At 55.4% G+C, this 13,187-nt stretch carries 11 protein-coding genes; 4 read left to right on the forward strand and 7 right to left on the reverse strand.

Going from position 1 to position 13,187, the window contains the following annotated elements; translation table 11 throughout:
* Positions 1-4: 4 nt before the first annotated feature.
* Complete coding sequence (exbD, locus tag GN242_RS03040; protein ID WP_156286889.1) at positions 5-427, forward strand: TonB system transport protein ExbD; 423 nt, start codon at positions 5-7, stop codon at positions 425-427.
* Between the two features lie 42 nt (positions 428-469).
* Here the strand turns inward: exbD and GN242_RS03045 are convergent, their stop codons facing one another.
* The gene (locus GN242_RS03045) at positions 470-1,789 is read right to left on the reverse strand and encodes an MFS transporter (RefSeq protein ID WP_156286890.1); all 1,320 of its coding nucleotides are present in this window, start codon (positions 1,787-1,789) and stop codon (positions 470-472) included.
* Positions 1,790-2,122: 333 nt separating this feature from the next.
* On the opposite strand from GN242_RS03045, the gene GN242_RS03050 reads away from it, so the two are divergent.
* Entirely contained in the window at positions 2,123-3,016 is an 894-nt protein-coding gene (locus tag GN242_RS03050) for an SDR family oxidoreductase (protein WP_154753010.1), read from the forward strand.
* A 60-nt stretch (positions 3,017-3,076) separates the two neighbouring features.
* Here GN242_RS03050 and GN242_RS03055 read toward each other — a convergent pair whose 3' ends face one another.
* From GN242_RS03055 to GN242_RS03075, 5 genes are read right to left on the reverse strand one after another with little or no spacing between them, the layout of a single operon-like run.
* On the reverse strand, positions 3,077-4,066 hold the full coding sequence (locus tag GN242_RS03055) for a Csu type fimbrial protein (RefSeq protein ID WP_156286891.1): 990 nt from the start codon (positions 4,064-4,066) through the stop codon (positions 3,077-3,079).
* Positions 4,063-6,492 (reverse strand): fimbria/pilus outer membrane usher protein, encoded by a 2,430-nt coding sequence (locus tag GN242_RS03060; protein ID WP_156286892.1) that lies wholly within the window; start codon positions 6,490-6,492, stop codon positions 4,063-4,065. Before GN242_RS03060 ends, GN242_RS03055 begins: the two co-directional genes overlap by 4 nt.
* A gap of 3 nt (positions 6,493-6,495) precedes the next feature.
* Entirely contained in the window at positions 6,496-7,215 is a 720-nt protein-coding gene (locus GN242_RS03065) for a fimbrial biogenesis chaperone (RefSeq protein WP_154753007.1), read from the reverse strand.
* Between the two features lie 27 nt (positions 7,216-7,242).
* A complete protein-coding gene (locus GN242_RS03070; RefSeq protein WP_154753203.1) occupies positions 7,243-7,734 on the reverse strand; it encodes a Csu type fimbrial protein in 492 nt (163 codons plus the stop codon).
* Positions 7,735-7,790: 56 nt separating this feature from the next.
* Complete coding sequence (locus GN242_RS03075) at positions 7,791-8,366, reverse strand: spore coat protein U domain-containing protein (protein ID WP_154753006.1); 576 nt, start codon at positions 8,364-8,366, stop codon at positions 7,791-7,793.
* A 547-nt stretch (positions 8,367-8,913) separates the two neighbouring features.
* On the opposite strand from GN242_RS03075, the gene GN242_RS03080 reads away from it, so the two are divergent.
* Positions 8,914-11,037, forward strand: coding sequence for a putative bifunctional diguanylate cyclase/phosphodiesterase (locus tag GN242_RS03080; protein ID WP_154753005.1), 2,124 nt, complete (start codon positions 8,914-8,916; stop codon positions 11,035-11,037).
* A 64-nt stretch (positions 11,038-11,101) separates the two neighbouring features.
* Positions 11,102-12,508, forward strand: a complete 1,407-nt coding sequence (locus GN242_RS03085) for an aminotransferase-like domain-containing protein (RefSeq protein WP_156286893.1) — start codon at positions 11,102-11,104, stop codon at positions 12,506-12,508.
* Positions 12,509-12,538: 30 nt separating this feature from the next.
* Here the strand turns inward: GN242_RS03085 and GN242_RS03090 are convergent, their stop codons facing one another.
* Positions 12,539-13,021 carry a YlaC family protein gene (locus GN242_RS03090; RefSeq protein WP_154753004.1) on the reverse strand — a complete coding sequence of 161 codons (483 nt, stop codon included), beginning with the start codon at positions 13,019-13,021 and terminating at the stop codon, positions 12,539-12,541.
* Positions 13,022-13,187 lie beyond the last annotated feature (166 nt).

Consider the following 13,187-nt stretch of genomic DNA (forward strand, 5'->3'; position numbering starts at 1 on the left):
TATCATGGCAATGCGCTTAAACGAAGATCTCGATAGCAACGGTGAAATGCACGAAATTAACGTGACGCCGTTTATCGACGTCATGCTGGTGCTGCTGATTATTTTTATGGTCGCTGCACCGCTGGCTACCGTTGATGTACGCGTCAATCTGCCTGCTTCCACCAGTGCGCCACAGCCGCGTCCGGATAAACCGGTCTATCTGTCGATCAAAGCCGACCGTCAGCTGTTTATCGGTAACGATGCAGTCACTCCGGAAACGCTGGTGGAAACGCTGACCCAGCAGACCCAGGGCAAGAAAGACACCACCATCTTCTTCCAGGCGGATAAATCAGTGGATTATGAAACCCTGATGAACGTAATGGATAAGCTGCGTCAGGCCGGGTATCTGAAGATTGGTTTGATGGGTATGGAAACCGTCACTAAATAAACCTTCTACCCAGGGGCAGTAAGCCCCGCCCCTGGGTAGCGATCACACCTGAATTGCCGGTTCTTTCAAACGCCGCACCTGATACTGCTTCACCAGCCGCTTAATCACCAGTGAACCCACCAGCCCGCACAGCGCTGCAATTGTCAGCCATACACCCGGCATCGCTTTATCTCCAGTGATATGAATCAGATAGCTGCAAATTGCTGGGGTAAAACCACCAAACAGCGCGGTTGCCAGACTATAGGCCAGCGAGAACCCGGTCGCGCGTACTTCAGCAGGCATCACCTCGGTAAGGTAGACCACCATCGCCCCGTTATAGCTGGCGTAGAGGAAGGAGAGCCACAGCTCGGCTTCCAGCAGATGGGCGAGGCTGGGGGAGCCAACCAGCCAGTGCAGTACCGGCCAGGCGGTGACCACCATCAGCACGGTAAACAGCAGCAGCAGCGGGCGGCGGCCATAGCGATCCGACAGCGAACCCATTACCGGCAGCCAGATAAGATTAGAGACACCCACGCACAGGGTAACAAAGAAGCTCTGCCTGTCGCCCATCATCAGCACAGTCTTACCGAAGGTGGGGGTAAAGGCGGTGATCATATAAAACATCACGGTAGTGGTGACCACCATCAGCATCCCCGCAAGGATCAGCCCCCAGTTACTGCCCACTGAATGCATAATCTGCCCCATAGTCGGATGATGTTTACGCTGGCTGAACGCCTCGGTTTCCTCCAGCATCCGCCGGATCCAGAACAGGAAAGGCACAATCATACAGCCGATGACAAAGGGAATACGCCAGCCCCACTCGCTTACTTCACCTTTATCCAGCAGATGGTTGAGCAGCAGCCCCAAGAGTGCGGCGAAGATCACCGCGATCTGCTGGCTGCCGGACTGCCAGCTAACATAGAACCCTTTTTTGCCCTTCGGCGCGATCTCCGACAGATAGACCGATACGCCGCCCAGCTCAACCCCGGCGGAGAAGCCCTGCAACAGGCGGCCAAGCAGGATCAGGATTGGTGCTGCCATGCCAAGGGTGCTGTAGCCGGGCACCACCGCAATGGTCAGCGTGCCGATCGCCATCAGCCCGAGCGTCAGCAGCAGCCCCTTACGGCGTCCGTGCTGGTCAATATAGGAGCCAAGAATAATCGCCCCCAGCGGACGCATCAGGAAGCCTGCGCCGAACGTCATCAGCGTCAGCATCAGTGAGGCGAAGGGGTCATCGCCGGGAAAGAAGGTTTTAGCGATGGCGGTGGCATAGTAGCCAAACACCATAAAGTCATACATTTCGAGGAAGTTACCGCTGGTCACGTTGAAGATGGTTTTCGCGCCGCCTTGCCGTGATGAAGTGATCTGAGGGGTTATGGCCATTACCGCATCCTTTTTGTGTTTTTTTGTTTTTATCCTGCGGGGGGCGCAATTAATGTGACGGCGATCACTGGGCTAATTTACCATTTATTCACATTAGTAACCAAAAGTTAACAAAGGGTAAGGAGTTTATAATTTGCACACCGCTTTGGACAAGGTTCAGCCGGATTTAGTATCTGTTCACATTTGGTTATATTTTCTCGTATTTTTATTTTGCTAATTTAATTATTTATATCAATAAGATAGGTTATTGTTTTGTATTTATCCCTCGACAGCATCTCAGCACTGACTAGCCTTAAGGGGAAGCAAAAATACGATTAAATAGCCGGAGGAACGATGACTGACCAATATAAAATGCAAAATCCTCTCACCCAGTATCCGGCCACTGAGTATCCGAAACAGCGCCAACCCGCGCCGGGCGTACAGGCCGAAATGCGCCCGCAGCCAGACTGCGGTGAAAAAAGTTACCGTGGCAGCCAGCGGTTAGAAGGGCGTAAGGCCCTGGTGACGGGAGCGGATTCTGGCATTGGCCGCGCAGCCGCCATTGCCTACGCTCGTGAAGGGGCTGATGTGGCGCTCTCCTATCTGCCTGATGAGCAGCGTGATGCCGAAGAAGTGGCAAAACTGGTGGAGCAGGCGGGGCGAAAAGCCGTGCTGCTGCCGGGCGATATCAGCGATGAGGCCTTCAGTAAAAAACTGGTAGAAGACGCCAGAGAGCTGCTGGGCGGTCTGGATATTCTGGCGCTGGTGGCCGGGAAGCAGGTGGCGGTTGAGCATATTGCCGATCTCACCACTGAGCAGTTCCGCAAGACTTATGAAACCAACGTATTTTCACTCTACTGGATCACCCAGGCAGCGATTCCGCATCTGCCGCCCGGCAGCAGCATTATCACTACCTCGTCGATCCAGGCCTATCAGCCGAGCGCACATCTGCTGGACTATGCCTCCACCAAGGCGGCGATCCTTGCTTACACCCGGGCGCTGGCGAAGCAGATTATCGACAAGGGCATTCGGGTTAACTGTGTGGCACCAGGCCCTATCTGGACAGCATTGCAGATAGCGGGCGGACAGACTCAGGATAAGATCCCGGAATTTGGCCAGCAGACGCCGATGAAGCGTGCGGGTCAGCCAGCCGAACTGGCACCGGTCTATGTTTACCTGGCCTCGCAGGAGTCGAGCTATGTCACCGCTGAGGTACATGGCGTCACCGGCGGTAACCATCTGAGTTAATGCTTTTCCCTGGCGGGGACACGACACCCCGCCGGTTTTATCCACTCCGCATCAATCCCTCTAAAACGACAAATCCACCGTGACCATATCACTGTAGGCACCCGCTGCGGGCGTAGCCTGACTGGTCAGTACCTGAGCATTGTAGTTAAACGTACGGGTCAATCCGTCAGTGCTGGTGGTATTCGCCGCTGAACTTGCCATCCGTTCCGCAGCCACGCTGCTGCCCCAGCGCGTAGTGCCCGATCCTTTATAAATTTCATACGCCAGCTGACCGCCCGCACTGCTGGTCATATAGCGCTGAGTGCCCACCGCGTGCTGACCATTGTTCAGGCCAACGGTATAGGTGCTGCCTTTGGTACAGATAACGTTAATCGACTGGCTCACCGCGGTAAAACTGGTGACCAGCGGGGCGCTGCCAAAATTAACCACGGGAGCGGTAATCGTCGTACAGTCTTTAGAGATCGCCATATTTACGGTAATCAGCTGTGCACTGCTGCCTGTTTGCTGCGAACCCAGCAGGCAGGCACCCAGCAGCCCGATGCCGGTGCAGACATCGTAATTTACCGTTACCGTCAGCGTTACGGTGTAGTTTCCCTCGGCCACTACGGCACCTGCCATGGTGCGCAGATAGAGCGGAACATTAAAAATTACCTGGCCTGCACCGCCGATATTCAGACCGAGAAGCTGACTGCGGGTCATAGTGTAGATAGTACCGCCAATGGCCAGCTCATTTGTACAGGCGGAATCGGTACAGAGCTGAACCGGGATCAGGTCACTGCCCTGCTTCAATGCGCCACGGCTGCCGGTGGTTGCCACAGCGGTGGCGCTGGTCAGCTGGAGTTTAATCGAATCGCTGGAGAGCAGCGCCAGTACGCCAGACCCACAGTTGACGGAAATGTTCTGCTGTACGGTGGCCGGCGTGGTATTCACCGTAAACGAGCTGACGCCGCCAAAGCTGGCGGTGACAGCAGGTGTGGTACAGGCCGCCAGCGCAGGCAGCGTGCCGCCTGTCAGCAGAAGTGCGCTGAACAGCAATAGCAGTTTTCTCATGGTGTATTCCGTGATGGTAGCGGTGGCAGCACGCAGATCAGCGGGCCGTAGGTAGTCAGCGATTGAGGGCGGCCACCGGACAACGTCAGCTCCGTATCGCAGCGGCGTCCGTCAGGGGTTTGCGCATGGATAACGTTGCGCACGGTCAGATTTTCTAACCATGCGATGCCGTCCCAGCCAACAAACTCCGTCTGCTGGCCTTCGCGGGTAAGCTGCGTAGAGAGCGGCAGCGGCTCACCGTTCTGGTCATGCAGGATCACGCTGGCAGCGCGCAGTGGTTCAATCGGGAAGTGCAGCAGATAACCGCTCTGGCGCTTAACGGAGAACCGCTGCTCGACGCTGCTTGTCGTCATATTCGCCGGGAGATCGAGGGTATCGATATCGTATTTTGCCGGATAATAGGAGCTGACTCTGGGCACCAGCAGATAGCCCTGCTTGTCGGTTTTACCCATTAACTGATTTTCAAAACGTACGTTAATGTCGGGATAGTCGGTTTTCACCAGCACAAAGGCGTCATCTACCTTGTTGGCGGCAAACGCACCGCCGTCCATCAGCACCAGCGAACCGGAAATATCGGCATATTCCGTGCTGAAGTCGTCATCGCCATAGAAGCCCGCTGAGGTTTCCACCTTTTGATTACGCCAGCGCAGATTGCCCTGCCGATAGTTGCCACCCTCGCTCTGATTTGCCACCGATGCATCCCAGGCGAAACCGCCATCGGTCGGCATCGAATGTGCGAAATTAAGCCGTTCTGCGGTGCCTCCCTGTTGATTGCGCTCCACGCTGATACTGGCGCTGCTCAGATCGCTGAACGGGATCGACACGCCAATCGCTCCGGACCAGTCTGCTGACTGCTGATCGCGGCTGGCGGAGATATACAGGCTGGAATTGCCCCACAGGGTTCTGCTATACGACAGATTCAGCAGGCGGGTACGGTCGCCGCTGCCGCTGGTGATATCGATCAGCGCTGCTCCCAGGCTTCCGAACCTGTCCAGCGACACGCTGGCGTTGTACTGGGCGCTGCGGCGGCTGAGGGTGTTGTATTCAATGGTGTCGCTGTTGTCCTGGTGATCGGCATACAGCGCCAGGTTTCCGAAGTCAGCGGTGCGTTTAGTTTGCTGCATTCCTACGCTAAATCGGCTGGTGCTGTACTGATAGCCCCAGCTGTACTGCCTGCCGTTTTCTCCTTCCATCTGGCTCTGGCTGACCGCGCTATTGACCACGCCCCAGGCTCCCAGTTTAAGCTGAACACCCGCTCCTCCCAGCGCCAGAGACTCTGCGCCCTCGGCATGGCTTTCCAGCGTCAGCCAGTCGGTCAGCCCGTAGCGATAAGAACCGCTGCTCGCTGCCGCACCGTAATCAAAGTTTTTCAGCCCGTAGTTGCGGCGCAGGGCACCGGCGGAAAATGAGTAATCGGACAGCCCACTTTTTAACAGGTCGCTGGCGACATAAAACGGCAGAGTGGTGCTTACCTGTCGGCCCTGAGCATCGGTGGTGATCACCACGGCATTCCCGGCACCGTTAACGAACGGCATATTGGTCAGAGAAAACGGGCCGGGCTGCACATTATTGCTGCTGGTTTTATAGCCATTAACAAACAGATCAACGGTGGACGGAACCGCAGCCTGGCCGGAGAAGGAGGGCAGAGGGTAGGTCACCAGATCCGGGCGCAGCGAGAAGTCACGGCCCACCTGAATCCCTCCCAGGCGCACGCTGCTGCTCCAGGCCAGTGAATCGCTAATCAGATCGCCGACCTGCAAGTTGAGGGCATGATCCTCATTCTGATTGGACCACCAGGTATCATAGCGGATATAGCCATTTTCCAGCGCACCCGCCTCTCCGGTGATTTGCTGCTGGTAGATGCCATTGCTGGAGAACTGACCGTAGCCGCCAAACAGGCGCAGCTCATTCCAGGCGGAGAGGCGGGTGCCGCCGCCGGTGGTCTGGCTGGCGTACAGATCGTAATTAAACAGTGCGCCGTTACTGCTGCGGCCCTCATAGCGCGGGCCATTATGGGTGGTGCCCGCGAAAGTTTGCGCCGGCAGCCATTCCGGCGGAACCGTCAACAACAGGCGCTGACGCTGGCGATCATATTCTGCTTTGACCCGATCCATCGCCGAGACATCCATTATCGAGGAAGTGACCTGAGCCGTGGGGATCCCGGCGCGTTGCAGATCGGCGGCGCGCAGCAGATAGTGGCCATCACGGAACTGCACCGGAACCACCAGCCCGCGATCGTCGTCGTTGACCACCAGCCCCAGCATAAACTCCTGTTGCTGAGTATTACTGTCAGCGCTGCTGATACCGGGCGGCGGCGGCAACGTGCTATAGGTTTCCGCACTGCCGGTCAGAGGAGACAGGCAGTTCAGCAGACCCGTAACGATCAGCGTACAGTGCCGTCCCGGCACCAGGCGGCTTCTGTTCATCAACTAGCGTGCTGAACTGGTACTACGCCAGGTCTGATTATGATCCAGTTGCGCACTGAATTCAGCGCGATCCGTCGCCGGACTGCTTAACGGGAAGGTGTTAGTCGCATGGGCCAGCACATAGCCAAACAGGCTGCCGGATAGCTTGCGGCCGCCTAATTCAGCATTGCTTAAGCGGGCATGAACGCTGCCGCGATTAGTGATTTCCACTGCCTGTTTTCCCTCGCGGTTCACCAGTCGCCAGCTCAGGTCGGGGCGCGCTGTATCTGGATCGAGGTCTTTACCATAGACAAACAGCGGAACGGAATAGCGCATCTGGAAGGTTAATCCGGCCTGGCTTTCTCCGGGGGCCTGCGGCGTGGGGATCTCATCCAGCAGAACGCGGTAAGCGGCTTCCTGCCCGGCGGCGGGCGGCGTCTGTTTAATCAAACGAACCAGCTGCCGCTTGCCCGGCTCAATACGCACCACGGGAGGGCTGGCCAGCACCAGCTGCTGGGTTTGATACTGCTCCTGACCGTTAACCTGCTGCCAGCCAAACACACGTACCTGCATCAGCGTGGTGCTGGCACCGCGATTCTCCAGCCACAGCTCGGTGGCCTTATCATCCTGGCTTATTTTGGGATCGATTGGCCAGATAAGCACCGAGTTCCCGGCGTGAGCCTTTAGCGTCAGTAAGCTAAACAGCATGGCTACCCACACTCCTGTGGCAGAGTCTCTTTTCATGATTAATTGCTCCTTCATATCCCCAAATTACCAGCTCAAAGTCACGGTCAAAGTGTCGCTGTAGTTACCTGCCCGGTTGACGCCGCTCAACTGCAGCTGGCCGTAAACGGGCAGCGTAATATTGTTGGCATTGCTCAGTGTTAGCGCCATGTCCTGACCAACCGGGATCGCGGTGGTATGTGCGGCATTGGTGTAGAGGCTGTACGCCACCAGATTGGTGTTACCGGCCAGTTTTAAGTTGCGTGTGTTGGTGTAGTTGCTGCCACCGTCAATGCGCATGCTGAGTGCTGTTCCCGGAGTGCAGGCCAGCACGATTGAGGAGCTTTGCACATAGGCGGCATTGGCGGTCGCGCTGCCCACACCCGGCTGAGTACCGAAATCGAGCGTGCCGAAAACAGCAGTGTTGGTGCCTGAAATGACGCAGCCATTAACGACGGAAGCATTCACCGCAAAGTTGGCGGTGGGAAGCGCACTCCCGCTGCTGCTATAAACCAGCAGCAGCAGGAATAACGGGCGCATAAAGCCCGCAGCACGTTTACCCCGCATCCACACGATAAACACCCTTGTCGCGGCAATCAGTAGTTCACTGCAACGTTAATCGTATCCGTATAACTGGCGGCTGGAATGGCGACGTTATTGTTACCGCCGCCGGTAATGCGCCCATAGATCGGGTAGTTATCGCCGTTGACCGGGTCGGCGGTACCGGCACTGACCAGGTTGGTATTATTGGCAATGGGTGTGGTGTAGTTAGTGCTGCCATACAGGGTGTAGGCGATGCCAATAGTGGCGGTGGTGCCGTTGATCAAATAGCGTGGCTGTGCTGTTTCTGCACCGTAAACGGTGGCCGGTTTGGCACTGCTGCTGGTGATCTGCACAGAGTAGGGCGATCCGGTGGAGCAACGGACAAAAATACCGTTACCCAGCGAACCCACAAGGGTGGCGGATAGCGTATCAAAGGTGGCGGGGCTACTGCCGAAGTCCAGGGTACCGAAGTTGACGCCCGTGCTGTTAGTGGCTAACTGCCCGTTGACCAGACAGCCCGCTGTCAGGGTCAATTTAGCTGCAATGGTTCCGGTGGTGGTGGCAGCAAAGCCAGAACTGGCAACGCCAAGGCTGAGGCCGCAGCCCAGCAAAAAAAGCTTCATTTTCATAACCATTCCTTACAGATAAGAGTGATGAAATTGCTTTTTCGCCTGATGAAATGGTGCCATTGCATGGTTTAACCGGCAATAAAAAGTAAATAAAATCCTTTAGCGGGTGAAATATAACTTCAGGAATAGTCAGGTTTTATAATTAACGCATTACCTTTGATTAGCTTAACTATAGAACACTCTTTACTAGCCGATGAAGGAATCGTAAAAATATTACTTATGTGTTAGCAAGGTCATAGTTAAGCCGGGCTGAATCCCGCGTGGTGAAAGGCATGGAGGAGATCGAGAATATTCCTGTCCTGATCTAGGCGAATTATCGGCCCAGTGCTATGTTCACTGCCGGGGAGGGTTAAGTTTAATAAACAATATAAATTATATGGATATATCCCTCTTAAGAAAAAAACTTTTCTGGTTTTTTATCACTCCTGAGCTGTGGCTAAAGCCGACTGATTTTTAGCCGATAAATAACCATCAGCCCGGGTAATTTATAACGACACCGGGTCACTAAACACTAAGTCACAATGGCTGCTGCATTCGAGATTGTCATATGCTCATGAGTTCCTACGATCAACTTCTGGTTATCGTCTCTTTTATCGTCGCGTTTCTGGCCTCCTATACCGCCCTGGATATGGCGGGACGTGTTGCCACATCCAGCGGTAAGGTTGCCAGAGTCTGGCTGTTTGGCGGCGGCTTTGCCATGGGCGTCGGTATCTGGTCGATGCACTTTATCGGTATGCTTGCGATGAGCCTGCCGATGGTGATGAGCTATAACTCCAGCCTGACGATGGTGTCGATGGGCATCGCCGTGGCGGCGTCAATCTTTGCGCTATGGATTGTCTGCTACGGCGAACTGCCGTGGTACCGGCTGTGCGGCGGGGCGGTGATCCTTGGCAGTGGCGTGGTGGCTATGCACTACACCGGCATGGCGGCGCTGGCGGTCACGCCTGGCATTATTTGGGACTGGCGCTGGATCTGGCTGTCGGTACTGATTGCGCTGGTTGCCTCCGGTGTTGCGCTGTGGCTGGCTTTTCGCCTGCGCCAGGGTAATGGCCGTCTGGTGCTGATGCGCAGCGGTGCGGCGCTGATTATGGGAGTGGCGATTGCCGGAATGCACTACACCGGTATGGCGGCAGCCAGCTTTCCTGTCAACAGCCACGCCACGCATCTGGGGGTTAACAGCAACTGGCTGGCGATTCTGGTAGTGGTGGTCACGCTGGCCATTCTCGGCATTACGCTGCTGGTTTCCATGCTGGATGCGCGTTTGCAGGCGCGAACCTCGATGCTGGCATCGTCTCTGGCAGAAGCCAACCGTGAGCTGGCGCAGCTGGCTCTGCATGACAACCTGACCCGTCTGCCGAACCGTATCCTGCTGGAAGATCGCCTTGACCAGGCAATGAATAAAGCGTCGCGCGAGAACTCAAAGTTTGCCCTGATGTTTATGGATCTTGATGGTTTCAAAGCCGTCAACGACGCTTTCGGCCACCATATTGGCGACAGCCTGCTGATTGCCGTTACTGAGAGAATGAAAGGGAAAGTACAAGGACATCATACCCTTGCACGTCTCGGTGGCGATGAGTTTGTGCTGCTGATTGAGATAGATGATCCCAACGATGCCGCCGCCGTGGCCGATGCGCTGGTGAAGGCGGTGGAACGACCGTTTGATATCTCGCGTTATGAGCTGGTGGTATCGCTGAGTATCGGCATTGCGGTGTTTCCGGGTGATGGCCTTGACGAGCGTGAGCTGATGTTTAACGCCGATGCTGCCATGTATCACACTAAAAACAACGGGCGTAACGGCTACAGTTTCTTCCAGCCATCGATGAATACCATCGCGCAGAACCAGTTACAGCTGATTAACGACCTGTGGCTGGCGCAGGAAAATAAAGAGCTGCGGCTATTTTATCAGCCTAAATTTTGTGCACCACGCGGGCCGATTATTGGCTTTGAGGCGTTACTGCGCTGGCAGCATCCGCAGCGCGGACTGCTGACGCCGGATATCTTCCTGCCGCTGGCGGAGAAAACCGGGTTAATTGTCAGTATTGGCAACTGGGTGATTGGTGAAGCCTGTCGCCAGCTGCGCTGCTGGCATTTGCAGGGCAACAGCCAGTGGTCGGTGGCAGTGAATCTCTCGGCATTGCAGTTTGAACAGGCCGGGCTGGTGGAAACGGTGGTTAACGCGCTGGAAACCCATCAGATTCCACCGGAGCTGTTAACCCTTGAGGTGACCGAAACCACCGCGATGCGTGACCCTGATGAGAGCATCCGCATTCTGACTCAGCTGACCGAACTGGGAGTGAAAGCCTCAATTGATGACTTTGGCACCGGCTACTCCAGCCTGCTGTATCTGAAGCGTCTGCCGGCCAGCGAGCTGAAAATTGATCGAGCCTTCGTCAATGAACTTCAGGCGAAAACTGAAGATGCCACCATCGTTACCGCTATTGTTGCGCTGGCACAAACGCTGAACCTCAAAGTGGTGGCCGAAGGTGTGGAAACCTCTGAGCAGCAGGCGTTTCTCACCGGACTTGGCTGTAATACCCTGCAAGGTTACCTGCTGGGCCGACCGGTGCCGCCGGAGAAAGTGCCGGGCCTGAAACAGTATGTCGACGGTGACGAGCTGGAAACGGTACAGGTGGCTGCCCCAAAACCGGCAGCTATCCCTGACGTGGTGTGATTTACTGCGACGGGCTGCCGACCTATAATAGTTCACAATTTCATTAAAACGGCCTGTAACAGTAGTGGCAAAATATGAACAGCTGGTGGCGCAGATCCAGCAGCAAATCGAAACGGAGATCTGGCTGCCGGGAGAAAAACTCCCTTCACTGCGCCAGCAGGTTGATCTGAGCGGCATGAGCCTGATGACCGTGATGCATGCCTATCAGGTGCTGGAAAGCCAGGGGTGGATTCAGTCACGCCCGCAGTCAGGCTATTATGTTGCTCCGCGCGCCGAATTTCTCAGCCAGCCTCTGAGCCATCAGAAGGTGCAGCTGGCCGAATCGGTGGATATTAATGCCTTTATTTTCGATGTGTTACAGGCCTGCCGCGACCCGCAAATCGTGCCTTTTGGCTCGGCCTTTCCCGATCCTGAACTCTTCCCCCAGCGCCAGTTAATGCGTGCGCTGACTACCGTTTCGCACAGTATGAAAGCGGTGGATGCTCTGCATAATCTGCCGCCAGGGAACGAAGCGCTGCGCAAAACGCTGGCGCAGCGCTATGCCTTACAGGGTGTTCAGGTGTCACCGGATGAGATTGTTATCACCAATGGTGCCATGGAAGCGCTTAACCTCAGCCTTCAGGCGTTGACCGAGCCGGGTGACTGGGTAGCGATTGAGAACCCGTCATTTTATGGTGCATTGCAGGCGATCGAGCGTCTTAAGCTAAAAAGCGTCGCCATCGCCAGTGACCCGCAAACGGGGATCGACCTTGAAGAGTTGAGCCGATCGCTGGCGCGCTGGCCGATAAAGGCGCTGTGGATGATGACCAATCAGCAGAACCCGGTGGGCTGTACGCTGAGTAAAGAGAAGAAGCAGCAGCTGGTGGCGCTGCTGGCGCAGCACGGCGTGGCGTTGATTGAGGATGACGTCTACAGCGAGCTCTATTTTGGTCATGAAAAACCGCTGCCAGCCAAAGCGTTCGACCGCGAGGATAATGTACTGCACTGCTCCTCATTCTCGAAAAACCTGGTCGCGGGATTTCGCGTGGGTTGGGTAGCGGCAGGAAAACATGCACAGCGTATTCAGCGATTACAGCTGATGAGCACGCTCTCGACCAGTGCCCCCATGCAGCAGGCGCTGGCTACCTATCTTGGCACCCGTAGCTATGATCGCCATCTGCGCCGTTTGCGGCAGATTCTGGAACAGCGTAAAAATCTGGCGCGTCAGGTGCTGAAACGCCATCTGCCTGTCGGGGCGCAAATCAACGACTCACGCGGCGGCTATTTCCTGTGGATTGAACTGCCAAAACAGGTGAACACCACCGAGCTTTACTACCGTGCGCTGCACAACAATATCAGCATCGCTCCCGGAAAAATGTTCTCCTCCAGCGAGCAGTATGCCAACTATTTTCGTTTTAATACCGCATGGTGGAGTGAGTCGCAGGAGGCGGCGGTAGAAACCCTGGGAAGGCTAATCGCGGAGATGCTTTAAGGGTCAGGATGGCCTGACCCGCTCAGGGGCTTACACTGCCGCAGCGCTTTTATGGCCCCAGGTCAGGTGAAACACATCGTAAAAATCGACTTCGCCTTTCAGTGACATCAGCTTGTTAATGCCCTGTTTGACCTTGTCCGGCACATTTTCACTGTTGAGAATATCAGCAACTGCCTGATCAGACAGGGTGCGCACATAGTACCATTCGCCGTTGTAGCAGACGCGCAGGTCGAGGGTATCAATATCCTCAAAACGGTATTTTGGATTCACATCCATCAGCATCAGGCCGCTCATCAGCAGTATAAAAATCGTCGCGCCCCAGAAGGCGGGCCAGCCGAGAAAATCGGTGGTAAAGATCAGGGCAACAGTCAGGATGTAGCAGCCGTACATTGACGCCCAGAGGCCCGGATGGGTCTTTAAAAACTGAAAACTAAAACGCGGTTTGTTATCGCGCTGCTCCTCGCGATTCAGGGTGTCGATCTCGCGCAGCAATATTTTTTTTACTTCTTCCATTGGTCACCTCTGTTTAAGAGTCCGGGCAGAGTGAGAGTAAACCATGTTTTCAGCCATAACAGCAGACACAGTTTTGTTCTATTCGGCTATAACAGTTTCCAGTTATTCGGGAAGCGGTGCGTCGCCAGCAGGTCTCCTATCGTGTAAACTAAGCATCATTATATTG

Source organism: Erwinia sorbitola (assembly GCF_009738185.1).
GTDB lineage: Bacteria > Pseudomonadota > Gammaproteobacteria > Enterobacterales > Enterobacteriaceae > Erwinia > Erwinia sorbitola.

What these genes read in the sequence shown, in the direction of transcription:
- exbD (WP_156286889.1), top strand. Translation starts at nt 5, where the DNA reads ATGGCAATGCGCTTAAACGAAGATCTCGATAGCAACGGTGAAATGCAC.
- GN242_RS03045 (WP_156286890.1), bottom strand. Translation starts at nt 1,789, where the DNA reads ATGGCCATAACCCCTCAGATCACTTCATCACGGCAAGGCGGCGCGAAA.
- GN242_RS03050 (WP_154753010.1), top strand. Translation starts at nt 2,123, where the DNA reads ATGACTGACCAATATAAAATGCAAAATCCTCTCACCCAGTATCCGGCC.
- GN242_RS03055 (WP_156286891.1), bottom strand. Translation starts at nt 4,066, where the DNA reads ATGAGAAAACTGCTATTGCTGTTCAGCGCACTTCTGCTGACAGGCGGC.
- GN242_RS03060 (WP_156286892.1), bottom strand. Translation starts at nt 6,492, where the DNA reads ATGAACAGAAGCCGCCTGGTGCCGGGACGGCACTGTACGCTGATCGTT.
- GN242_RS03065 (WP_154753007.1), bottom strand. Translation starts at nt 7,215, where the DNA reads ATGAAAAGAGACTCTGCCACAGGAGTGTGGGTAGCCATGCTGTTTAGC.
- GN242_RS03070 (WP_154753203.1), bottom strand. Translation starts at nt 7,734, where the DNA reads ATGCGCCCGTTATTCCTGCTGCTGCTGGTTTATAGCAGCAGCGGGAGT.
- GN242_RS03075 (WP_154753006.1), bottom strand. Translation starts at nt 8,366, where the DNA reads ATGAAAATGAAGCTTTTTTTGCTGGGCTGCGGCCTCAGCCTTGGCGTT.
- GN242_RS03080 (WP_154753005.1), top strand. Translation starts at nt 8,914, where the DNA reads ATGCTCATGAGTTCCTACGATCAACTTCTGGTTATCGTCTCTTTTATC.
- GN242_RS03090 (WP_154753004.1), bottom strand. Translation starts at nt 13,021, where the DNA reads ATGGAAGAAGTAAAAAAAATATTGCTGCGCGAGATCGACACCCTGAAT.